Annotated in this window: 22 protein-coding genes; 9 read left to right on the top strand and 13 right to left on the bottom strand. The window is 61.1% G+C overall.

From position 1 onward, the window contains the following. The first annotated feature begins 7 nt into the window (after nucleotides 1–7). The 8 genes from lptC (at nucleotide 8) to NJC38_RS18140 (ending at nucleotide 5,725) form a co-directional block, all read left to right on the top strand. Nucleotides 8–580 carry an LPS export ABC transporter periplasmic protein LptC gene (gene lptC / locus NJC38_RS18105; protein WP_045487900.1) on the top strand — a complete coding sequence of 191 codons (573 nt, stop codon included), beginning with the start codon at nucleotides 8–10 and terminating at the stop codon, nucleotides 578–580. Continuing rightward, nucleotides 567–1,112, top strand: a complete 546-nt coding sequence (gene lptA, locus NJC38_RS18110) for a lipopolysaccharide transport periplasmic protein LptA (protein WP_045487898.1) — start codon at nucleotides 567–569, stop codon at nucleotides 1,110–1,112. The genes lptC and lptA overlap by 14 nt, the downstream gene beginning before the upstream one ends. Continuing rightward, entirely contained in the window at nucleotides 1,113–1,838 is a 726-nt protein-coding gene (gene lptB / locus NJC38_RS18115) for an LPS export ABC transporter ATP-binding protein (protein WP_253116314.1), read from the top strand. A gap of 345 nt (nucleotides 1,839–2,183) precedes the next feature. Beyond that, nucleotides 2,184–3,677 carry an RNA polymerase factor sigma-54 gene (locus NJC38_RS18120; protein WP_253116316.1) on the top strand — a complete coding sequence of 498 codons (1,494 nt, stop codon included), beginning with the start codon at nucleotides 2,184–2,186 and terminating at the stop codon, nucleotides 3,675–3,677. A 114-nt stretch (nucleotides 3,678–3,791) separates the two neighbouring features. Continuing rightward, the gene (gene raiA, locus NJC38_RS18125; RefSeq protein WP_045487891.1) at nucleotides 3,792–4,100 is read left to right on the top strand and encodes a ribosome-associated translation inhibitor RaiA; all 309 of its coding nucleotides are present in this window, start codon (nucleotides 3,792–3,794) and stop codon (nucleotides 4,098–4,100) included. Between the two features lie 12 nt (nucleotides 4,101–4,112). Then, nucleotides 4,113–4,577 (top strand): PTS IIA-like nitrogen regulatory protein PtsN, encoded by a 465-nt coding sequence (ptsN, locus tag NJC38_RS18130; protein WP_253116318.1) that lies wholly within the window; start codon nucleotides 4,113–4,115, stop codon nucleotides 4,575–4,577. Between the two features lie 2 nt (nucleotides 4,578–4,579). Beyond that, the gene (gene rapZ / locus NJC38_RS18135) at nucleotides 4,580–5,437 is read left to right on the top strand and encodes an RNase adapter RapZ (protein ID WP_045487885.1); all 858 of its coding nucleotides are present in this window, start codon (nucleotides 4,580–4,582) and stop codon (nucleotides 5,435–5,437) included. Between the two features lie 15 nt (nucleotides 5,438–5,452). Continuing rightward, a complete protein-coding gene (locus NJC38_RS18140) occupies nucleotides 5,453–5,725 on the top strand; it encodes an HPr family phosphocarrier protein (RefSeq protein ID WP_045487882.1) in 273 nt (90 codons plus the stop codon). A 279-nt stretch (nucleotides 5,726–6,004) separates the two neighbouring features. Here NJC38_RS18140 and NJC38_RS18145 read toward each other — a convergent pair whose 3' ends face one another. The 5 genes from NJC38_RS18145 to pmbA all read right to left on the bottom strand — a co-directional run bounded on the left by NJC38_RS18145 (nucleotide 6,005) and on the right by pmbA (nucleotide 10,440). Next, a complete protein-coding gene (locus tag NJC38_RS18145) occupies nucleotides 6,005–6,625 on the bottom strand; it encodes a superoxide dismutase (RefSeq protein WP_045487879.1) in 621 nt (206 codons plus the stop codon). Nucleotide 6,626: 1 nt separating this feature from the next. Beyond that, nucleotides 6,627–7,082 (bottom strand): tetratricopeptide repeat protein, encoded by a 456-nt coding sequence (locus NJC38_RS18150; protein ID WP_045487876.1) that lies wholly within the window; start codon nucleotides 7,080–7,082, stop codon nucleotides 6,627–6,629. Nucleotides 7,083–7,104: 22 nt separating this feature from the next. Continuing rightward, nucleotides 7,105–8,481, bottom strand: coding sequence for a class II fumarate hydratase (locus NJC38_RS18155; RefSeq protein WP_045487873.1), 1,377 nt, complete (start codon nucleotides 8,479–8,481; stop codon nucleotides 7,105–7,107). Then, nucleotides 8,474–8,869: a FagA protein gene (locus NJC38_RS18160; protein WP_253116321.1), complete on the bottom strand. Its 396-nt coding sequence runs from the start codon at nucleotides 8,867–8,869 to the stop codon at nucleotides 8,474–8,476. The genes NJC38_RS18155 and NJC38_RS18160 overlap by 8 nt, the downstream gene beginning before the upstream one ends. Before the next feature lie 224 nt (nucleotides 8,870–9,093). Beyond that, nucleotides 9,094–10,440: a metalloprotease PmbA gene (gene pmbA, locus NJC38_RS18165; RefSeq protein WP_045487867.1), complete on the bottom strand. Its 1,347-nt coding sequence runs from the start codon at nucleotides 10,438–10,440 to the stop codon at nucleotides 9,094–9,096. A gap of 107 nt (nucleotides 10,441–10,547) precedes the next feature. Between pmbA and yjgA the strand changes: the two genes are divergently transcribed. Continuing rightward, nucleotides 10,548–11,069, top strand: a complete 522-nt coding sequence (yjgA, locus tag NJC38_RS18170) for a ribosome biogenesis factor YjgA (protein WP_045487864.1) — start codon at nucleotides 10,548–10,550, stop codon at nucleotides 11,067–11,069. Between the two features lie 163 nt (nucleotides 11,070–11,232). Here yjgA and tldD read toward each other — a convergent pair whose 3' ends face one another. The 8 genes from tldD to mreB all read right to left on the bottom strand — a co-directional run bounded on the left by tldD (nucleotide 11,233) and on the right by mreB (nucleotide 22,728). Beyond that, entirely contained in the window at nucleotides 11,233–12,672 is a 1,440-nt protein-coding gene (gene tldD, locus NJC38_RS18175; protein ID WP_045487862.1) for a metalloprotease TldD, read from the bottom strand. 2 nt (nucleotides 12,673–12,674) lie between these two features. Then, nucleotides 12,675–13,520: a carbon-nitrogen hydrolase family protein gene (locus NJC38_RS18180; RefSeq protein WP_253116323.1), complete on the bottom strand. Its 846-nt coding sequence runs from the start codon at nucleotides 13,518–13,520 to the stop codon at nucleotides 12,675–12,677. A 32-nt stretch (nucleotides 13,521–13,552) separates the two neighbouring features. Further along, on the bottom strand, nucleotides 13,553–17,374 hold the full coding sequence (locus tag NJC38_RS18185) for a YhdP family protein (RefSeq protein WP_253116325.1): 3,822 nt from the start codon (nucleotides 17,372–17,374) through the stop codon (nucleotides 13,553–13,555). Nucleotides 17,375–17,675: 301 nt separating this feature from the next. Next, on the bottom strand, nucleotides 17,676–19,133 hold the full coding sequence (gene rng / locus NJC38_RS18190; RefSeq protein WP_045487853.1) for a ribonuclease G: 1,458 nt from the start codon (nucleotides 19,131–19,133) through the stop codon (nucleotides 17,676–17,678). Next, nucleotides 19,130–19,732, bottom strand: a complete 603-nt coding sequence (locus NJC38_RS18195) for a Maf family protein (RefSeq protein ID WP_045487850.1) — start codon at nucleotides 19,730–19,732, stop codon at nucleotides 19,130–19,132. Before NJC38_RS18195 ends, rng begins: the two co-directional genes overlap by 4 nt. A 44-nt stretch (nucleotides 19,733–19,776) precedes the next feature. After that, complete coding sequence (mreD, locus tag NJC38_RS18200; RefSeq protein WP_253116326.1) at nucleotides 19,777–20,268, bottom strand: rod shape-determining protein MreD; 492 nt, start codon at nucleotides 20,266–20,268, stop codon at nucleotides 19,777–19,779. Continuing rightward, nucleotides 20,261–21,388 (bottom strand): rod shape-determining protein MreC, encoded by a 1,128-nt coding sequence (gene mreC / locus NJC38_RS18205; protein ID WP_084709966.1) that lies wholly within the window; start codon nucleotides 21,386–21,388, stop codon nucleotides 20,261–20,263. Before mreC ends, mreD begins: the two co-directional genes overlap by 8 nt. A 302-nt stretch (nucleotides 21,389–21,690) precedes the next feature. Next, nucleotides 21,691–22,728, bottom strand: a complete 1,038-nt coding sequence (mreB, locus tag NJC38_RS18210) for a rod shape-determining protein MreB (RefSeq protein ID WP_045487844.1) — start codon at nucleotides 22,726–22,728, stop codon at nucleotides 21,691–21,693. Between the last annotated feature and the right edge of the window lie 207 nt (nucleotides 22,729–22,935).

The following is a 22,935-nucleotide window of genomic DNA, read 5'->3' on the forward strand; positions in this document are numbered from 1 at the left end:
ACCACTTATGCTCAGCAAGAAGATTCGTACTTTCCTGATCCTTGGCGTGCTGGCGTTGCTGCTGGCCGCCGTCGGCTACTGGAACGTCAGTCCGGAAAGCTTCATGGACCAGCCGGCCGTGAAGGCCGACGAGACTGCCATCGACTACTACGCGATCAATGCGCGCAGCGTACAGTACCTGCCCGACGGCAAGGTGCAGTACGAGATGACCGCCGACAAGGTCGAGCACGTCAAGGCCAGCGATGTCACCCTGCTGACCCGCCCGGACCTGAACATGTACCGTGGCACGGCCTTTCCATGGCACGTGCAGAGCGCCCGTGGCGAAGTATCGCCCGGTGGCGAGCAGGTCGAACTGATCGACAACGTTCGCGTTGCCCGCACCGATGAAAAGCAGCGCGCGACCATCATTACCAGCAGTCGAATGACTGTATTCCCACAGAAGCAATATGCGCAGACCGAGCAAGCCGTTAGAATCGACGCCGGCGGCGGTGTCAGCACGGCTGTAGGGATGAAAGCATATTTGAAAGACGGCAGGATGGACCTGCTGTCCAAAGTAAGAGGACAGTATGAGGCTCGTTAAAACCCTTCCTTTCTTGCTCGGCCTGAGCGCAGCACTGGGAAGCGCGAGCGCCTGGTCCCTGCCAACTGACCGTGATCAGCCGATCCACATTCAGTCCGATGACGCGCAGCTGGACGACAAAAAAGGCATCGCCACCTACAAGGGCAATGTCATCATCACCCAGGGCTCGATGAAGATCACCGGAAACACCGTGACCATCACCCGTAACGCCCAGGGTGAAGTCGACGTGTTCACCTCGGTCGGCAACCTGGCCTACTACGAGCAGAAGCCTTCGGTGGACAAGCCCATCGTCCAGGCCTATGCAGTGACCATCCAGTACTACGCAGCACAGGATCGCATCGTGCTGATCGACAAGGCCAAGGTCATCAACGACGGCAACACGTCAGAAGGCGAGAAGATCGTCTATGACACCGTGCGCCAGGTCGTCAGTGCCGGCCGCGCTACCGGCAGCCAGGTCACTGCGCCACGTCCGCGCATCGACATGGTCATCCAGCCGAAAAAGAAACCCGAACAGCAGCAGAAGGCCCAGTAAATGGCGACGCTTAAAGCCCAGCATCTGGCCAAGAGCTACAAGAGCCGCCAGGTCGTACGCGATGTCAGCCTGTCCATTGACAGCGGGCAGATCGTCGGCCTGCTGGGCCCTAACGGCGCCGGCAAGACCACCTGCTTCTACATGATCGTCGGCCTGGTCCAGGCCGATCAGGGTCGAGTGCTGATCGATGACCTCGATGTCAGCCACCAACCCATGCACGGTCGCGCACGCGCCGGTATCGGTTATCTGCCACAGGAAGCCTCGATCTTCCGCAAGCTGACCGTGGCCGACAACATCATGGCGATTCTGGAAACCCGAAAGGAACTGGACGCCGCCGCACGCCGCTCCGAACTGGAAAGCCTGCTGCAGGAATTCCATATCACCCATATCCGCGATAGCCTCGGCATGAGCCTCTCCGGCGGCGAGCGTCGCCGCGTAGAGATCGCCCGCGCGCTGGCCACGGCCCCCAAGTTCATCCTGCTCGACGAGCCTTTCGCCGGGGTAGACCCGATTTCCGTGGGTGATATCAAGCAGATCATTCACCACCTCAAGGCCAAGGGCATCGGCGTACTGATCACCGATCACAACGTGCGCGAGACCCTGGACATCTGCGAGACCGCCTACATCGTCAACGACGGCCAGCTGATTGCCGAAGGCGATGCAGAAACCATCCTGGCCAACCAGCTGGTGAAAGAGGTGTACCTGGGCCACGAGTTCCGTTTGTAGACCTCCCTTGGTTACACACTGGCTGTTGACAACAGATTATTTGTCCTGATGCTCTAGGCAAGTCTTTAGAATTCAGGCATATAACTTGCTTAATAAAGGCGGCATCGATCAGAGGCCGTGAGAAAGCGTAGCGAGCGCAGCCAAGGCAAGACGAAAGCACTCGAAAGTCACGGTTTTTCCCAAGCCAATCAGCTACGGGTAAATGCGTGTTTTCGAGCCCGCTCTCCAGGTCCGATGACTGCATCCGAGGCTAGCAACCTGCCGACACTTTCCCACGACAGCTACCGATGCCCTGTAGTGGATGGCGCTCCCCGCGCCGGCGAATGAAGGTGTTGAGCAACTGCCATGAAACCATCGCTAGTCTTGAGAATGGGCCAGCAGCTGACGATGACACCGCAGCTGCAACAGGCTATCCGCTTGCTTCAGCTATCGACTCTGGACCTGCAGCAGGAAATCCAGGAAGCGCTGGAATCCAACCCCATGCTGGAGCGCCAGGAAGAAGGCGACGACTTCGATAATTCCGACCCGATGGCGGACAATATCGAAAACAAGCCGGCCAGCGAACAGCCGGAGCCAAGCTTCCAGGAAACCGCCACGACCGTGGACAACCTTGAAGAAGGCGACTGGAACGAGCGTATTCCCAACGAGCTGCCGGTCGACACGGCGTGGGAAGACATCTACCAGACCAGCGCCAGCAGCCTGCCCGGCAGTGATGATGACGAGTGGGACTTCACAACCCGCACATCGGCCGGTGAAAGCCTGCAGAGCCACTTGCTATGGCAGCTCAATGTCGCGCCGATGTCCGACACCGATCGCCTGATCGCTGTCACCCTGATCGACTGCATCAATGGCCAGGGTTACCTGGAAGAGCCTCTGGAAGAACTTCTGGAAGCCTTCGATCCTGAACTGGACATCGAACTCGACGAGATCGAAGCCGTCCTGCACCGTATCCAGCAGTTCGAACCGGCCGGTGTCGGTGCGCGCACCCTCAGCGAATGCCTGCTCCTGCAATTGCGCCAGCTCCCGGCCAAGAGCCCTTGGCTGGCTGAAGCGCAGCGCTTGGTCAGCGACTACATCGACTTGTTGGGCAGCCGCGACTACTCGCAACTGATGCGGCGCATGAAACTCAAGGAAGATGAGCTGCGCCAGGTCATCGAGCTGGTGCAAAGCCTCAATCCGCGCCCGGGTTCGCAAATCGAATCCAGCGAGCCGGAATATGTGGTGCCGGACGTCATCGTGCGCAAGGACACCGACCGCTGGCTGGTAGAGCTGAACCAGGAAGCGGTGCCGCGCCTGCGCGTCAATCCGCAATATGCCGGCTTCGTGCGCCGCGCCGATACCAGCGCCGACAACACCTTCATGCGTAACCAGTTGCAGGAAGCGCGCTGGTTCATCAAGAGCCTGCAAAGCCGCAACGAGACCCTGATGAAGGTGGCCACCCAGATCGTCGAGCACCAGCGCGGCTTTCTCGAATACGGCGATGAGGCCATGAAGCCGTTGGTGCTGCACGATATTGCCGAAGCGGTTGGCATGCACGAGTCGACCATTTCCCGGGTCACCACCCAGAAATTCATGCATACCCCGCGCGGCATCTACGAGTTGAAGTACTTCTTCTCCAGCCATGTCAGCACTTCCGAAGGCGGTGAATGCTCCTCCACAGCCATCCGCGCAATCATCAAGAAACTGGTTGCTGCGGAAAATCAGAAAAAGCCATTGAGTGATAGCAAGATCGCTGGTTTACTGGAAGCACAAGGCATTCAGGTCGCCCGTCGCACCGTCGCCAAGTACCGCGAATCGCTGGGCATTGCGCCATCGAGCGAACGCAAGCGGCTGATGTGACTGACCGGCTACCGGGCACGACCTCGTTTGGGGTCGATGCCGGGTGAGCGCCACAGCGTTCCAGAGGCAGGTAGTCGACCTGCCCCTTTATGCACAGGCAAAGGAGAAAGCTGTATGCAAGTCAATATCAGTGGACATCAACTGGAAGTGACCAAGCCCCTGCGCGAATATGTGGAGCTCAAACTCAAAAAACTCGAAGGACATTTCGACAAGATCACCAATGTCCAGGTCACCATGACCGTCGAGAAACTGAAACAGAAAATCGAAGCCACCATGCACATTCATGGCGGTGAGGTCGTGGCCAACGCCGAGCATGACGACATGTATGCCGCCATCGACCTGCTCACCGACAAGCTCGACAGACAATTGCTCAAGCATAAGGAAAAGCAGCAAAGCATCCTCAAAGGTGCGACCGCTCGCTAACACACCCAATCCATGATCCCACTTGAAGACATCCTGACCCCCGGCCGTTCCCAGGTTAACGTGCCGGGGGGCAGTAAAAAACGTGTACTCGAACAGATTGCCAACCTGATTGGCAGCGAAGTACCTACGCTGGATACTCAAACCGTATTCGAGAGTCTGGTCGCCCGCGAAAAGCTCGGTTCGACCGGCTTTGGCAACGGCATTGCCATTCCTCACTGCCGCCTCGCCGCCTGCAGCGCGCCGGTGAGCGCCGTCCTGCACCTGGAAGCGCCGGTTGATTTTGACGCCATTGATGGCGCACCGGTCGATCTGCTGTTCGTGTTGCTGGTTCCCGAAGCTGCCACCGATGAACATCTGGAGCTGTTACGCCAGATCGCCAGCATGCTGGACCGCGCCGAAGTGCGTGAGCGCCTGCGCGCGGCAACCAGCGGTGAGGCGCTTCATCAAGCCGTGCTGGATGAACTGAAAGGCCGGTGAGCATGCGCATGATCATCGTCAGTGGCCGCTCCGGTTCGGGCAAGAGCACCGCGCTCGACATGCTCGAAGACAACGGTTTCTACTGCGTCGACAATCTGCCGGCAGGCTTGCTGCCTGAACTGGCCGAACGCGCGTTGCTCAATACCGAACAAAGTGAGCCGCTACTGGCTGTGTCCATCGACGCACGCAACATGCCCAGCCACCTCACCCGCTTCCCGCAGATCCTCGATGAGGTACGCGCCCGGCACATCCACTGTGATGTGCTGTATCTGGACGCCGACGACGCCACCCTGCTCAAACGCTTCTCGGAAACCCGGCGACGCCACCCGCTGAGCAACTCGCAGCGCTCGCTGGCCGAAGCCATACGTGACGAAAGCGTACTGCTGGGGCCGATCATTGATCTGGCCGACCTGAAGATCAACACCACGCACCTGAACCTCTATCAGTTGCGTGACACCATCAAGCTGCGCCTGCTGAACAAGCCCGAGCCCGGTACGGCTTTCCTGATCGAGTCGTTCGGCTTCAAGCGTGGCATGCCGGTGGACGCCGATCTGGTGTTCGACGTGCGCTGCCTGCCCAACCCCTACTGGAAGCCGGAGCTACGCGAGCATTCGGGGCTTGATCCGGTGGTAGCCGAATACCTCGCGGCCCAGCCCGATGTGGAAGAGATGTTTCAGGACATCTTCGCCCACCTCAACAAGTGGCTGCCGCGGTTTGCTGCCAGTAACCGCTCCTACGTGACCGTCGCCATCGGCTGCACCGGCGGGCATCACCGTTCGGTCTACCTGACCGAACGCCTGGGCCAGGTCCTGCAACAATCACTCAAGAACGTTCAGGTTCGTCACCGCGACCTCAGTTGAAGGACTTCCACAGCGATGCCCGCTCGTCAAATCACCATTATCAACAAACTGGGCCTGCATGCCCGGGCTGCTGCCAAGTTCGTCGGCGTCGCCGGCAAGTTCCCCTGCCAGATCCGGGTTGGCCGCACTCCGGAGAGCATGGTCGACGGCAAGAGCATCATGGCCGTCATGATGCTGGCCGCCGGCAAGGGCACCGAAATTCACCTGCTCACTGAAGGCGAGCAGGAAGATCAGGCACTGGAAGGGCTGGTAGCGCTGATCAACAATTATTTTGATGAAGGCGAATAATCTGCCGCATGACAAAGCCGGACACAAAAACGGGGCGCCATAAGCGCCCCGTTTTTATTGCCTGCAAGACCGCCACCACCACAGCCACCCTGTCCTGGCACAGGGCGCCTGAGGCTTTATGCCAGGGACAAACGTGTCACCCAGTCCAGTGCCTGGACTGTCAGCAAGGCAATCCCTCCCAGAAGCAGCAGGCTTCCGAAGGCCAGACGAAACAGGCGAACACGATTGGTAACCGACATTTCCAGACTCATGACGTGCCTTGAGGACTCAAAGGGTTGATCAGGCCAGCGCAGCAGCGTAACGGCGCGCCACTTCAGCCCAGTTGATGACGTTGTAGAAGGCAGCGATGTACTCCGGCCGCTTGTTCTGATACTTCAGGTAGTAAGCGTGCTCCCAGACATCCAGGCCAAGAATCGGCGTATTGCCGTGCATCAACGGGCTGTCCTGGTTGCCGCTGTGCTCGACCACCAGCTTTTTCTCCGGGGTAACGCTCAGCCACGCCCAGCCACTGCCGAACTGGACAGTAGCAGCCTTGGTGAAGGCCTCTTTGAACGCTGCAAAGCCGCCCAGTTGCGCATCGATGGCACTGGCCAGCTCGCCTTTGGGCTCGCGATCACCTTCAGGACTCATCACGGTCCAGAACAGCGAGTGGTTGGCATGGCCACCGCCATGGTTCTTGACCACCGGGCGCAGAGCCTCTGGCAGACTGGCGATCTTGCGCACCAGGTCCTCGACGCTCAGTTCTTTGTACTGGGCGTATTCAGGCTGCTCCAGGGCCGCGTTGATGTTGTTGATGTAGGTCTGATGGTGTTTGGTGTGGTGGATTTCCATGGTTTGCGCATCGACGTGCGGTTCCAGCGCATCGTAGGCGTAAGGCAAGGCAGGCAGGCTATAGGTCATTTCAATGGACTCCTTGGTATTGGCCAGTGGCTGAATGGTGATGCAGCGACGAACGGCTGTGTTCGCCGGCGCTGTTCAGCAATCTGTTGGTGCGCGGGTACTCGCCATGTTCGCTGATGAAGCTCAACAGCTCGGCGTAGGTCTTGTTGCTATGGCGCAGCGCCGCCTGGCGCAGCGTCTCGGGCAGACGCGAATCCTGAATGGCCTGTAACAACCGTTGATGCACCGCGCAAAGGTACTCGGCACTTTCTTCAGGCTGCCCCAGGCTCAAGTGTAGATCGGCCAGATTGTGGTGCGAGATGACGTAGGCGGCGACCGCTTCGTCGGGGTCGGCCCAGCGCTCGAACAGCACCTGGGCCAGCGCCAGGGCCTGGAGGTATAACTCACGAGCTTCAACCCACTCGCCGAGATTGAAACAGCGATTGGCTTGTTCGATGATGCGTTTCCAATGCTGCATGGTCTACCTCCAGAGCGCCGGCTCAGATACCGCCAGCGGTGAGTTTTTCAGGGTTGAGCAACACTTCCAGCTGGCTGCGTTGCAGGTCGGTATGTTCCAGCGCGACATCGATGATCGGCCGGCCTTGTTGATACGCCTTCTTGGCGATTTCAGCGGCTTTCTGATAACCAATGATCGGGTTCAACGCGGTCACCAGAATCGGGTTGCGCGACAGCGCTTCCTGCAGTTTTTCCTGATTGACCTTGAAACTGGCGATGGCCTTGTCGGCCAACAGGCGGCTGGAGTTGGCCAACAGCTCAATGCTGCTGAGCAGATTCGAAGCCACGATCGGCAGCATTACGTTAAGTTCGAAGTTGCCTGACTGGCCCGCTACGGTGATGGCTGCATCGTTGCCGATGACCTGAGCAGCCACCATGGCGGTCGCTTCAGGAATCACTGGGTTGACCTTGCCCGGCATGATCGACGAACCGGGCTGCAAGGCTTGCAGTTCGATTTCACCCAGGCCCGCCAGTGGGCCGGAATTCATCCAGCGCAGGTCGTTGGCTATTTTCATCAGCGACACGGCAGTGGCCTTGAGCTGGCCCGACACGGCCACGGCCGTGTCTTGCGAGCCGATCAGGGCAAACAGGTCCTTGCCCGGCGTAAAGCTCACGCCACTCAGTGCACTGAGGTGGGCGTTGAAACGCTTGGCAAACTCCGGATGGGCGTTGATACCGGTGCCCACCGCCGTGCCGCCCTGAGCCAGTGACTGCAGGGCCGGTTGCAACGCCTGCAAGTGTTCGACATTGGCGCGCACTTGCTGGGCCCAACCGTTGAGCACCTGGCTCATGCGCACTGGCATGGCGTCCATCAGGTGAGTACGGCCGGTCTTGACGTACTGATGCACCTGGCCGGCCTTGTGTTCGGTCACTTGCAGCAGGTGATTGAGCGCTGGCAGCAGATGCTCGTGCAGCGCCAGTGCAGCACTGACGTGGATCGTGGTGGGGATAATGTCGTTGCTGCTCTGGCCACAGTTGACGTGATCGTTGGCATTGACCGTGTCGCCCAGGATGCGCGTTGCCAGAGTAGCGATCACTTCGTTGGCGTTCATGTTGGAACTGGTGCCCGAGCCGGTCTGGAATATGTCCACCGGGAAATGCACCATGAAATCGCCGCCCAGCAGATCATTGACGGCCTGAACAATCGCCTTGCTCTGCCCTTCGCTGATCTGTTCAAGCTCCAGGTTGGCCTTGGCAGCAGCGGCCTTGGCCAGCAGCAAGGCGCGGATGAACTGCTTGGGCATGCGCTGCTGGCTGATCGGAAAGTTGTCTACCGCACGCTGGGTCTGAGCGCCGTACAGGGCCTCGGCCGGGACCTGCAGTTCACCCATGCTGTCGCGTTCGATACGGGTATTACTCATCGGAATATCCTTGCACCAGTTCAGTCAGAGAAATTGACGGTTGCAGCACACAGGTCGCCAGCTCATGCACACAGGCATCCCACTGGTGACGCTGTGCCTGGGTTGCAGCCAACAGTTTGAGATCGCGCAACGGCCGCCAGGCCTGGTCCAGGCACAGGCAGCGCCAATGCCACGGCAGTACGGTGTCACGGGCGGTGTCCAGCAACAGCCGGAACGTGGATTGCGCGACCAGCGCTTTGGGGGTGGCGGTAAAGCGCGCCAGATAGCGCCCTTCGGCGAGGTAATGCTCGATCAGGCGCGGCTCGTCAGGATCAAGCGCACAACGAATCCGCAGACCCAGCTCACGCCAGTTCTCCAGATAAGGTAGTTCATGCAGCACTGATCCCATGACCCATCATCCAGCCAAGAAATGATAGTCATTATTGAATGAGATTAAGAATCAAGACAACCCCCTGAGTGCGCCATAGATATTTCAGGGGGAAAAAGCAGCGGGTATGCAGCGACTCGGGAGGGAACATCGGTAGGAGCGAGCTTGCTCGCGAATCTTCAGCAGACGTTAAACATGGGGCGTCTGGAGGATTCGCGACCAAGGTCGCTCCTACCGGTGGTTTATCAGCTACCTGCGACGGTCATGCGCTCGATCAGGACCGAGCCGGTGCGGATGTTGCCGCGCAGTTCAAGATCGCTGCCAACGGCGACGATCTGCCTGAACATGTCACGCATGTTGCCGGCAATCGTCACTTCCTGAACGGCAAACTGGATCTCGCCATTCTCCACCCAAAAGCCGGCCGCACCGCGCGAGTAGTCGCCGGTGACCATGTTCAGGCCGCTGCCCATCAGTTCGGTGACCAGCAGGCCACGACCCATACGCCGGATCAGTGCCGCCTGGTCTTCGCTGCCGTGGCTGACGAACAGGTTATGCACCCCGCCAGCGTTGGCGGTGCTGGGCATACCCAGTTTGCGACCTGAATAGGTGCTCAGCACATACGACACAAGGTCGCCATTTTCGACAAATGGTTTGGCGTAGGTAGCAAGGCCGTCACCATCGAACGAGGCGCTGCCCATTGCCCGCATCAGGTGCGGCCGTTCATCGATGGTCAGCCACTCAGGGAACAGCCGCTGGCCCAGCGCGCCTTCAAGGAAAGAGGACTTACGGTACAGGTTACCGCCAGAGATCGCGCCCAGGAAACTGCCGAACAGCCCGCCGGCCAGTTCGGCGCTGAACAGGACCGGTACTTCGCAAGTGGGTACTGGACGCGCGCCCAAACGGCTGGCTGCGCGCTCGGCAGCCTTGCGTCCAATGCTTACCGGATCGCTCAGCAAAGAGCCCTGACGGTTGACGTCATACCAGTAATCGCGCTGCATCTGGCCGCCATCTTCGGCGATCATCACGCAACTCAGGCTATGCCGGGTCGAGGCGTAACCGCCGATAAAGCCGTTGCTGTTGCCGTACACACGGCAGCCCTGATGGGTATTGAGCGTGGTGCCATCGGCGTTTTTGATCCGCTTGTCGGCATCAAATGCTGCCGCTTCGCAGATCAGCGCTTTTTCGATGGCCTGTTCCGGGGTGATATCCCAGGCATGGTAAAGGTCGAAATCCTTTACCTCGCGAGCCATCAACGCCGCATCGGCGAGCCCGGAGCTTTGGTCTTCGGAAGTGTGTTCGGCAATCGCCAGCGCTGCGGCGACGGTTTCACGGATCGCTTCAGGGCCGACTGCCGAGGTGCTGGCCGACCCTTTACGCTGGCCGACATACAGGGTGATGCCAAAGCCCTGATCGCGATTGAATTCCACAGTCTCGACTTCGCGCTGACGCACCGAGGTCGACAACCCTTGGTCCACGGATACCGCCACTTCGCAGGCCGTGGCGCCCTGACGCCGGGCTTCGGCAATGATCTGCTCAACCTGCTGCTCAAGGGCCGACAAGGCCTGCGGGCCGACGCTTTGGGTTGCACTCATGACTTTCTCCATCAAATTCTGCTTTCGGCACGGCCCGTATACCGAGCGGACCGGACAAGCGGCCCCCGAGTGGTTATCATGGCGCCGTTTATTTGCGGACGGCCCCCATGGTTGATTCTTACGACGACTCCCTCGACGGGGAGAAAAGCAAAACCCAGGTAAAACGCGAGATGCAGGCTCTGGTCGAGCTTGGCGAACGCCTGACCACCTTCAAACCCGACCTGCTCGACAAGCTGCCGCTGACCGACGGCTTGCGCAAGGCCCTGGCCGAGGCCCACAAGCACACGGCCCACGCCGCCCGTAAACGGCACATCCTGTTCATCGGCAAGCTGATGCGCGATCAGGACCAGGAGGCCATTCTGGCGCTGGTGGACCAGCTCGACAGCTCGACCCGTCAGTACAACGAGCGCTTTCACGCCCTTGAACGCTGGCGTGACCGGCTGATTGGCGGTGACGACGGCGACCTGGAAAAATTCGTCGTCGAGTACCCCGAAGCCGATCGCCAGCAGCTGCGTTCGCTGATCCGCCAGGCCCAGCACGAGGTGGCACGCAACAAACCGCCAGCCTCCAGCCGCAAGATCTTCAAGTACATCCGCGAGCTGGACGAGCTGCAACGCGGCCTGCGTTAGTTCCCGTCCTTTCCTGCCCTTGAGGGCGCCTCTAAAAACGTAGGCGAGGCCGCCAGCGCAAGGCAAAAACAGGCGAGCAAGCGGAGTTGACTGGTTGTCAATGAGCATTGTGAGCCTGTTTTTAACGCCGCGATGGCAACGCAGGTAGTTTTTAGAAGTGCCCTCAGGCTCCGGTGCCGCCAACAGTGATCGCATCGAGCTTGAGGGTCGGCTGCCCCACGCCAACCGGCACCGATTGCCCATCCTTGCCACAGGTCCCGACACCACTGTCCAGTTTCAGGTCGTTACCGACCATTGACACCCGGCTCATGGCTTCCGGACCGTTGCCGATCAGGGTCGCACCCTTGACAGGCGTAGTGATTTTGCCGTCTTCGATCAGGTACGCCTCGCTGGTAGAAAACACGAACTTGCCGCTGGTGATGTCGACCTGACCGCCGCCAAGGTTGGCGCAGTAGATGCCTTTTTTCACCGAGGCGATGATTTCCTGTGGATCGCTCTGCCCGCCAAGCATGTAGGTGTTGGTCATGCGCGGCATCGGCAGGTGCGCGTAGGACTCACGACGACCATTACCGGTGCGCGCCACGCCCATCAGCCGTGCATTGAGCTTGTCCTGCATGTAGCCCTTGAGCACGCCGTTCTCGATCAGGGTGGTGCATTGGGTCGGGGTGCCTTCGTCATCGACGCTCAGCGAACCACGGCGACCTGCCAGGGTACCGTCGTCGACGATGGTGCACAGTTTGGATGCAACCATTTCGCCAATCCGGCCGCTGTAGGCCGAGCTGCCCTTGCGGTTGAAATCGCCTTCCAGACCGTGGCCAACGGCTTCGTGCAACAGCACACCGGACCAGCCCGAGCCGAGCACCACCGGCAGGGTGCCAGCCGGAGCCGGCACCGCTTCGAGGTTGACCAGCGCCTGGCGCAGCGCTTCACGGGCATAGCCCATGGCCCGGTCTTCATTGAGGAAGTAGCGGTAATCGGTACGTCCGCCGCCACCGTGACCACCGCGTTCGCGGCGGCCGTTCTGCTCGACGATCACGCTGACATTGAAGCGCACCAGCGGCCGCACATCGGCCGCCAGGCTACCGTCGGCGGCGGCGACCAGAATCTGCTCCCAGACCCCGGCCATGCTCACCGACACTTGCTGAATGCGCGGGTCCAGGGCCCGGGTGGCGATGTCGATGCGCTTGAGCAACTCGACTTTTTCCGCACGGCTGAGCACTTCGAGCGGGTTGTCCGCCGCGTACAAGCGAGTCACATCCTGGGCAGTGAAGGCCTGGACCCGGCCCTGCTGACCGGCACGGGAGATCGAGCGGGCGGCGCCTGCGGCGGCCGTCAGGGCTTCCAGATTGATGGCGTTGCTGTAGGCAAAACCGGTTTTTTCTCCCGACTGGGCACGTACGCCCACGCCCTGGTCCATGTTGAAGCTGCCTTCCTTGACGATACCGTCCTCCAGCGCCCAGGACTCGGAAATGATGCCCTGGAAGTACAGATCGGCTGCGTCGATTCCCGGCCCGGCCAGCTCGCCCAGCACCGCTTGCAGGTTATCCAGGCTCAACCCGCCAGGGGCCAGAAGGTGTTCGCTGACTGAGGACACGTCACTCATATTCACTCCGAAGCAGGCCGCACCGCGTCCTGCACTGTAAAGCGCCGGTGACTGGACACCGGCATCCGCGCCCGTATGGACGCCTGTTCTTCACTGTCGCGCTGCGCCAGCAGCACGGCTTCGCCTTTGTCCTGCTCGGCCAGCACCCGCCCCCAAGGGTCGATGATCGCGGCCTGGCCCCAGGTTTCCCGTGGGCCGGGGTGCACGCCGCCCTGGGCGGCTGCCAGCAGGTAACACTGGGTCTCGATCGCGCGGGCGCGAATCAGGACCTCCCAGTGCGCCGCACCGGTCACGGCGGTGAACGCCGAAGGTGCGGTAATCAACTCAGCGCCCGCTTCACGCAAGGCGGTGTACAACTCGGGAAAGCGCAGGTCGTAACATACGCTCAAGCCCAGCCGGCCTACCGGCGTGTCGGCCACCACCACGTTGGCTCCATGAGCATAGTCATCAGACTCACGGTAGCGCCCGCGATTGTCAGTAACATCCACATCGAACAGGTGCAGCTTGTCATAGCGCGCGGCCTGTTCGCCGTGTTCATCGATCAGCAGCGAGCAGGCGGTGACCTTGCCCTCGGGCTGCCCCTCGGGCGGCAACGGCAAGGTGCCGGCGACTATCCATAACCTGAGGTCGCGGGCGGCCTGTTTCAACCATGGCAGGATGGGACCATCGCCCAACGCCTCGGCACGGCCGATGGCGGCGGCGTCACGCCGGCCCAGTGCCGAGAAGTTTTCTGGCAGCACCGCCAGCCGGGCGCCCTGCCCGGCCGCCTGCTCCAGCAAGCGCCGGGCCTGGCGCAGGTTGTCTGCAATGTCGCTCTGGCTGACCATCTGAATGACGGCAAATGTCATGGCTTGCTCCTGAGTCCTTTCCGGCAATGCGGTTACTGAGGCTTCTCGAACGGTTTGTCGAAGGTGATCTTCGGCTCCTTCCAGGGACCTTCGACCTTGTACTGGACGCTGGCAAAGCGTGCTACACGATCGCCCAACAGTTTGTCTGCGATAAACAATGCACCGCCGATGGCTGGTGCACCCACAATCAGCGCGGCAATCGGCAGGTTGTTGGTAACCGGCAGAGTGACCAGCAGCTTGGCATCGACCCGATCCTTGACCATATCCAGGGTGCCGTCCAGCTCAAGATTACTCGACGGACCGGTCAGGGTGATCGGCTTGCGTGTCACATAGACACCGTCGCTGGCCACCAACAGACCTTTGACCCGATCGTAACTCAAGCCCTTGCCCAGCAGGTCGGAGAAGTCCAGCCGCAGGCGACGACCGATGGAGTTGAAATTCAGCAAGCCGAACACCCGCAACGCTTGCGCACCGCCCTCGACCTCGACGAACTGACCATTGCGCAACGTCGCATCCAGGCTGCCGGAGTAACGCTTCAGGCCGACCCAGGCTGGCGAACCGGGCCAACGCCCGTCGATGTCCAGATCGAACGTCTGACTGGTCACGGTCGGAGCGAAATTCCAGGCTTTGAGCACATCGCCCAGATTCTTGCCCGCCATATGCCCCTTGAGCCAACTGCTGCTGGTCCCTGGCGCGCCTTCCCAGCCACCCTCGCCTTCCAGCAACAGGCCCTTGAGCCCCAGGCTCAGATCGCTCAAGCGCAGGCCTGTCGGTGTCGGACGGATCTTCAGCGCCCAGGCGCCGACCAGTTGCTGGCCCTGGAATAGCTGGTTGATATTGACGTCCAGTGCCGGAATCTTGCGCGGGTCAACCTCCGCCAGCGGGTCAGGCGGGTTATCCACCACCGGCGCGTCAGGATCGGGCGCCGGCAAGCGTACATACTGCATGGCGATGTCGATCGGCGCGTTTTTGGCATCGGGCAACAGCGCACTGCCTTTGGCCTGGGTACTGTCCAGCGACAATCGCCAGGCGGCAGCATTGCGCTCCAACTGAACCCGCGCCTGGTCCAGGGTGGTGCCCATGGCGGTCAGCCTGCCGACCTGCAGATCCACACCGCCAAGGGTCTGTCGGGCGCTGCCGCCGGGGTCGTTGCCGCTGTAGCGTTGGGCAACGTCCTGCCAGGGGCTGAGGTCCAGTTCCGCCAGGCTGCCGGTAATCCGCAAGCCTTTGGCCTGGGGCACCACTGCGCCGCCCTTGCCGATAAACAGCTCGCCACGCCCTTGTGCCGGGTTGCTGGCCGGCGCCGCCCAGGCCAGATTGGCCAGTTCACCATAGGCCGCATCATAGCGCCGCTCGCTGCCTTGCAGGGTCATCCGCAATTCACTGGGGCGGGCTTCATCACGGGATTTGCCGAACGGGGCCGGCAGATCCACTGCCAATCCTTGCAGGCTTGAAGTGATCGACAGCGGCGTCGACGCGCCATCGAGCAGCAACTGCAACTGGTAAGGAATATCGCCCGACACCGGCAGCGGCTGGGTAAAGCTCAGCCAGTCGGTGAGACGCTTCAAGGCAATCTGGCCATTGGCAGTGATGCGCGTGACGTTCGCGCCTGGCTTGCCTTCAGCGGTAATCTCGGCGGTAACCGGACGACCGAACGCCTGAGCACTGATACCCTTGCCAGACAACCCCCGCGCGCTGTCAAAACGGAACTCGCCCTTGAGCTGGGTCAGGTCCAGTACCGGCTCGGCCAGTTTGAGTTGCGCGCCCTCACTGGCAAAATCCACCAGGATCTTCGGTTCCAGGCCCTTCTCCAGCGGGATGTCCAGTTTCAGGCTGCCATTGAGCGGCCCCTGCCCCTGCCAACCGGCAAATGTCGCCGCCGTACCAAGCGGCGCGCTCTGGAGGATTTTCAGACCGTCGACCAGGCTGCCTGCAAACTTGCCGTCGACCAACAGATGGCTGGGCTGGCCCTTGGGCGCATGTGGCACCTCGACGCGCACCTCACTGACCCGGGTATCGAGCAGCTGGCCCTTGCTGGCCTTGATCCGTACCCCGCTGTTCTCGACATACACCTTGCCGTCGATGCCGGTCAGCAACGGCCAGCCCGGCTGGAAGTCCAGCGTTGCATTGCCCACATCGAAGAACAGGCTGATCACCCGCGCGGTGTCGCTGGCGTCCTTGTGCAACGAGCCCTGGTACTGGAAAAACCCTTCCCTGACATCTCCCGCCACAATGGCGGTGCGCAGCCAGTGGTCCAGCGCCGGGCTGAGGACGGCAGGCAGGTACTTGCCGGTAAACCGGCCGTCGCCGTCGGTCAGCCCGACGCGCAGGTCCATATAGTCTTCATGACCGGGCTTGAGATGAATACGGATCAAGAAATCCGCCGCAATCTTGCCCTCTTCGCCAAGCACCTTGATGTACGGCGCAATCAGGGTGAAACGCTCCTGATCGAGGGTCCAGGTCAGGCGGGCATTGGCTTTGAGGTAGTGCCAGGGCTTGGCGAAAATCGGGTCCAGATGCAGCATGAAATCATCCGTGGCCAGACGCAGCTCGCCCTTGCCCAGATCACCGCTGATCGCCCCGCTGACGTTACCGGCGGCCGGCGCGCCGTGGTAGGCATCGAAACCGACCCGGTCCAGGTTGGCGGCAAAGCTCAGCCGCTCGTCACCGCTAGCCTGCGGTCGCCAGTCGAGTAACACATTGCGCAGCCCGCCAGTGACCTGCAGACGCTTGACCACCTCGCGCAGACCATCGGGCATCGGTGCCAGCGCCTGAAGCAGCGGGGTCAGTGGGGTCAGGTCGAGGCGGTCGGCCTCGACATGCCAGCGCTCCTCATTCTCGCTGCCGGGCCGGGCCTGATGCTGCTGGACCTGCACCCGACTCTCCCAGCGCTGCTCGCCCAGACTCATGGCCAGCGAACCGAGGGTGACCCGGATCCCCTGATCGTTGCGCGCCAGCCAGGCATTGAGCGCCAGATTGTCGATGCGCGCAGGTTTGTACTGCTGGTAACCGCCTTCCAGTTGCGGCGCATTGAGACGCACTGCTGCACGCTGCACTGTGCCCTTGTCCCAGCCCAGCCAGAACTCGCCACCGGCCTTCAGGGTGTGCAGATGCCAGTCACGGGTCAGGTTGCCGGGCAACCATTTGGCCCAGTCACTCTGTGGCAGGCTCAGATAGACATCGGCCTGGGCTTCGCGCCAGCGGCTGGCATCGACGCGGGCCTTTACGTTCAATGCCAGCGGCTGGCCATCTGGCAGATTCAAACGGGCGTCCAGGCGCTGCTGCCAGCTGCCGCTCGCCAGACTCAGGTTGACGTAGGTGAACGTCAGCGGGTTGGCCTGGAACGGCTGCACCGTGACCTGGCTGTCGAGCAGCGAAAGATGCGCGACCTGCTGCAGGCTCTTGAGAACCTGCGCCGGATCGGTCGGGGTGTCGTCCTTGACGGGCAGCCCCTGCAAGCGCCACTGACCGTCCTCGGCCTGGCTGAGCACCACTTGCAGACCGCTGACTTCCAGATGCGCCAGACGCACCGTGCGGGCCTTGAGGCTGGCCCACAACGCCGGCACCACCCGCACCTGATCGAGGCGCAATTGATTGCCGCCTGAGCCAACCATCACATCATGGGCCAGCAACACCGGAGCGAAGCCGCTCCAGCGGCCTTCCAGGCTGCCAATGCTGACCGGCATGTCGAGTGCGCTGCTGGCCCGGCTTTCAAGATCGGCACGGTACTCGGCGACCATGGGCACCAGTTGCCGGCCAAGGCTGACGTACAGGGCCGCCAGGACCAACAGCAAGGCACACAGGCTCAGCCCCCACCGCGTCAGGGTTGCCAACAGGCCAGGCACCCGCCCCATCAGACGAAAACCCGTCGCATGGGCGGTTGTTTCATACAGGCCAGTGCAGTCGGGGCCGAGGTTTGCTCATTGGTCACACGTTACTCGCATCGATACGCTGGGCGGGTTGTTTGCAGGGTGTTCGCAGCTAAAGCCAATACTGTTCGGTCAAGTACACAAATCTCGGTGGGAGGCAGCTTTGCTGGCGAAGACGGCAGTACATTCGCAGCAGATGCTGTGACTTTACTGGCCTCTTCGCGAGCAGACCGGGGCGCCGGCCGGCTCTTCCCACCGGGTCCGCGTGTCGCGGCTAAAGCCGCTCCTACAGCAGCACAACGTCGTATTGTTCCTGGGAATACATTGACTCGACCTGGAAGCGAATGGTTCGGCCAATGAAGGCTTCAAGTTCCGCGACATTGCCCGATTCTTCGTCGAGCAGACGGTCAACTACCCGCTGGTTGGCCAGCACCCGGTAACCGACCGCCTGATACGCCCGGGCCTCACGCAGGATTTCGCGGAATATCTCATAGCAGATGGTCTCCGGCGTTTTCAGCTTGCCGCGCCCCTGACAGCAGTGGCAGGGCTCGCAAAGGATCTGCTCCAGGCTTTCACGGGTACGTTTACGGGTCATCTGCACCAGGCCAAGCTCGGTGATGCCGATGATGTTGGTTTTGGCATGGTCGCGTTCGAGCTGTTTCTCCAGGGTGCGCAGCACCTGACGCTGATGCTCGACGTCTTCCATGTCGATGAAGTCGATGATGATGATGCCGCCCAGGTTGCGCAGGCGCAGTTGCCGGGCGATGGCGGTGGCCGCCTCCAGATTGGTCTTGAAGATGGTTTCTTCAAGGTTGCGATGACCGACAAAAGCACCGGTATTGACGTCGATGGTCGTCATCGCCTCGGCCGGATCGACCACCAGGTAGCCGCCGGACTTAAGCGGCACCTTGCGCTCCAGCGCTTTCTGGATTTCATCCTCGACGCCGTACAGATCGAAGATCGGTCGCTCGCCGGGGTAGTGCTCCAGGCGATCGGCGATCTCGGGCATCAGTTCAGTGACGAACTGGCCGGTCTTCTGGAAGGTTTCCCGCGAGTCGATGCGGATCTTCTCGATCCGCGGGCTGACCAGGTCGCGCAAAGTACGCAACGCCAGACCCAGGTCTTCGTAGATGACGCTGGGCGGGCTGATGGTCTTGATCTGCTCGCCGATCTGATCCCACAGGCGGCGCAGGTAACGGATGTCCATGAGGATCTCGTCGGCGCCGGCGCCTTCGGCAGCGGTACGCAGGATAAACCCGCCGGCCTCCTTGATGCCCTCCTGCTCGACGCAGTCGCTGACCACCTTTTTCAAGCGCTCGCGCTCGCCCTCGTCTTCGATCTTCAGTGAGATGCCGACATGCGCGGTGCGCGGCATATACACCAGATAGCGCGACGGAATGGACAACTGCGTGGTCAGGCGTGCGCCCTTGCTGCCGATCGGGTCCTTGGTGACCTGGACCACCAGGCTCTGGCCTTCATGCACCAGCGAGCTGATCGGCTCGACCGCCGAGCCTTCACGCAGGGAGATTTCCGAGGCATGGATGAATGCTGCCCGATCCAGGCCGATGTCGATGAAGGCAGCCTGCATGCCGGGCAAGACCCTGACAACCTTGCCTTTATAGATATTGCCGACGATGCCGCGACGCTGGGTGCGCTCGACGTGGACCTCTTGCAGAACACCGTTTTCGACCACCGCCACACGGGACTCCATGGGGGTGATATTGATCAGGATTTCTTCACTCATGGCTGCTCACCTTCCGGGCCTTGCCAACAGGGTATGCCGAAAAGCCCCAGCAGGTCTGCTGTTTCACACAACGGCAAGCCGACAACCGCGGAATAACTGCCGTGCAGGGCCTCGACAAATATGGCTGCCAGCCCCTGAATCGCATAGCTGCCCGCCTTGTCCTGCGGCTCGCCGGTGGACCAATAAGCCCGCGCCTGGTCGGCGCTGATCGCTCTGAACCGCACCTGGCTGCTCACCACGCGACTTTCGCAGCGCTGCCGATCAAGCACTGCCACGGCGGTGAGTACCTGGTGTTCACGCCCCGACAAGGCGGCCAGCATGGCCAAGGCATCGGCCTCATCCTGCGGCTTGCCAAGAATTCGACCGTCCAGCACCACTGCCGTGTCAGCGCCCATGACACAGGCAGGCTCATGGTCGAGCAAGGCCAGGCCGGCCGCCGCCTTGCCCCGCGCCAGACGCTCGACATAACTGGCCGGTGGCTCATCAGGCAAAGGGCTTTCGTCGATCTGCGCGCTCAGCACGTTGAAAGGGATGCCGATCTGGGTCAGCAGCTCACGACGTCGCGGTGAACCGGAAGCCAGGTAAAGCACAGGTGGCATGAGGACGTCTCCTTGTCAGCGACGCCCCGCCTGGAGCGCCTGGCTTAATTGATTTTCAAGCGGTTGCTCAGCCCGCGTAAGCCATAGCTGATCCATGGCCACAGCAAGGCACTGACCAGCGCCGGCAGGACCAGGGTCAGGGTCGGCTGGCGATTGCCAGTCAGTGCGCTGAGCCACAACTGGGCCAGTTGCGCGACGCCATAGACCACCAGCAGGATCAGGCATTGCTGCCACATCGGGTAGATCCGCAGGCGCTGCTGCAAAGCCATGACCAGACAGGTGATCAGCGTCAGGATCAATGCATGCTGGCCCAGCAAGGTGCCATACAGCACATCCTCCATCAGCCCCAGCAACCAGGCGGTGGTCATGCCGATGCGATGCGGCAGAGTCAGCGCCCAGAAGGTCATCAACAGCGCCAGCCACATGGGCCGGAAGAACTCCATGAACTGTGGCAACGGTACGATACTGAGCAACAGGCCGATGGCGAACGTCAGCCAGACCACCCAGCCATTGCGCCCGGATACATGACTAACCATCAATAGGCTCCCGGGAGGTGGACGGTGTTCTGTTCGCGGGGGCCGCTGCCGGTGGGCTCGCCGCCGGCCTGGCGGCCGGGCGACTGCTGGCCGGCGCAGGGCTGGCCGGCTGCGGCGTGCTGTGCGTGGCCGGTGCCGCAAGGCCCGGTATAGGGCCTGGGTAGAACGGCAACAACGCCCCCGGAATGTTCGACAGCACCGGCGCGTAAGTGGCAGGTGTCGCAGGCGCTACCGCGGCTTCGCTTCTGTCCAGGCTTTCCTGGGCCTGGGCCGCCTCTGCGGCACGCTCTTCAGGCGAACGCCCGTCAGAAAACACCAGTAGCAGGTAGCGACTGCGATTCAAAGCGGCAGTAGGCACCGCCCGCACAATGGCGAACGGTTGCCCGGAATCGTGAATTACTTCCTTGACCGTCGCCACCGGATAACCGGCCGGGAAGCGCTGGCCCAGGCCAGAGCTGACCAGCAGATCACCCTCTTTGATATCAGCGGTATCGGCCACATGCCGCAATTCCAGACGCTCCGGGTTGCCTGTACCACTGGCGATAGCGCGCAAGCCGTTGCGGTTGACCTGCACCGGAATGCTATGAGTGGTGTCGGTCAGCAGCAGGACCCGGGCGGTATAAGGCATCAACTCGACCACCTGGCCCATCAACCCGCGGGCATCGAGCACCGGCTGGCCGAGGAACACACCGTCGCGCTCGCCTTTGTTGATGATGATGCGATGAGTGAACGGGTTGGGGTCCATGCCGATGAGTTCGGCCACCTCGACTTTCTCGTTGACCAGCGCCGAGGAGTTGAGCAACTCGCGCAGCCGCACGTTCTGCTCGGTCAGGGCTGCCAGTTTCTGCAGGCGCCCTTGCAGCAGCAAGGCTTCAGTCTTGAGTTTTTCGTTTTCGGCGAGCAGCTCGGTGCGGCTGCCAAATTGCGAGGCAACGCCCTGATAAAGACGCTGTGGCAAATCGACGACCCAGTAAGCCTGCATCAGCACCAGCGACATCTGGCTGCGCACCGGCTTGAGCAGGGTGAAACGGGCGTCCACCACCATCAGCGTTACAGACAGCACCGCCAGCACGAGCAGACGCACACCCAGCGAAGGGCCTTTGGCGAAAAGCGGTTTAATAGGCCACTCCTTTCGGGCATTCGCTCGAAGGTGCGGGCCTGGCTTGGCGGATGTTCATGAGCAAGAGAAGCCTGGACAGATGAAAAGCGCGTTGGGCGCGCCCACAGGTCGCACAAGGGCTACCTGCAAGAGGATGCTTACAACATGGCTGCACTCGGCGATACTGCGTTGAAATCGACCTCAAAATGCTCATTTACTACAGTAAACTCCGCTTTTTCGGCCAATTTCGCCTTGTATTGCCTTGGTTCGCCGACTTTGTAAGCACCCTCTCACCAAAAAGTGGCTGGCGCACGTCCGACGAATCACTCGCTGGAGAGCAGGTCCATGGAGTGCTTGTCCATCATTTCCAGCGCGCGGCCACCGCCACGAGCCACACAGGTCAGCGGGTCTTCGGCAACGATTACCGGCAGGCCGGTTTCCTGGGCCAGCAACTTGTCGAGGTCGCGCAGCAGGGCGCCACCACCGGTCAGCACCAGGCCGCGCTCGGCGATGTCCGAAGCCAGCTCAGGTGGCGATTGCTCCAGCGCGCTCTTGACCGCCTGAACGATGGTCGCCAGCGACTCCTGCAGGGCTTCAAGCACTTCGTTGGAGTTCAGGGTAAAGGCACGCGGCACGCCCTCGGCCAGGTTACGGCCACGAACGTCAACTTCACGGACTTCGCCACCCGGGAACGCGGTGCCGATTTCCTGCTTGATACGCTCGGCAGTGGATTCGCCGATCAGGCTGCCGTAGTTACGGCGCACGTAAGTCACGATGGCCTCGTCGAAACGGTCACCGCCAACCCGTACGGATTCGGCATAGACCACGCCGTTGAGCGAGATCAGGGCGATTTCGGTGGTACCACCACCGATGTCGACGACCATCGAGCCGCGGGCTTCTTCAACCGGCAGGCCGGCACCGATGGCAGCGGCCATCGGCTCTTCGATCAGGAACACTTCACGGGCACCGGCACCGAGTGCCGATTCACGGATGGCGCGGCGCTCAACCTGGGTGGACTTGCACGGAACGCAAATCAACACGCGCGGGCTTGGCTGCAGAAAGCTGTTTTCATGAACCTTGTTGATGAAGTACTGCAGCATCTTTTCGCAGACGCTGAAATCGGCGATCACACCATCTTTCATCGGACGAATGGCAGCAATGTTGCCTGGAGTACGGCCCAGCATGCGCTTGGCCTCGGTACCTACAGCGACGACGCTCTTCTGGTTGCCGTGGGTGCGGATGGCAACAACCGAGGGTTCATTCAGGACAATACCGCGCTCACGCACGTAAATAAGGGTGTTGGCAGTGCCCAGGTCGATAGAAAGATCACTGGAAAACATGCCACGCAGTTTCTTGAACATGGGAAGGGGACCCTAGGGAACGCGTGGGTAAAAAAGTGCGGCAAACTCTAACAACGACAGGGATTTTGGGCAAGGAGCCAATATGTTAAATTGGCTGTTTTTCCGAGCACGACCCTGCGCGTTTGAGGTTCTAGGACCGCAAAATCGCCGTTGTGTTCCGCAATCAGTGCATGGACCCTGATCCTTCGCACCCCACTGGAGAATTCT

It is taken from the genome of Pseudomonas sp. 21LCFQ010 (assembly GCF_024129905.1).
Lineage (GTDB): Bacteria > Pseudomonadota > Gammaproteobacteria > Pseudomonadales > Pseudomonadaceae > Aquipseudomonas.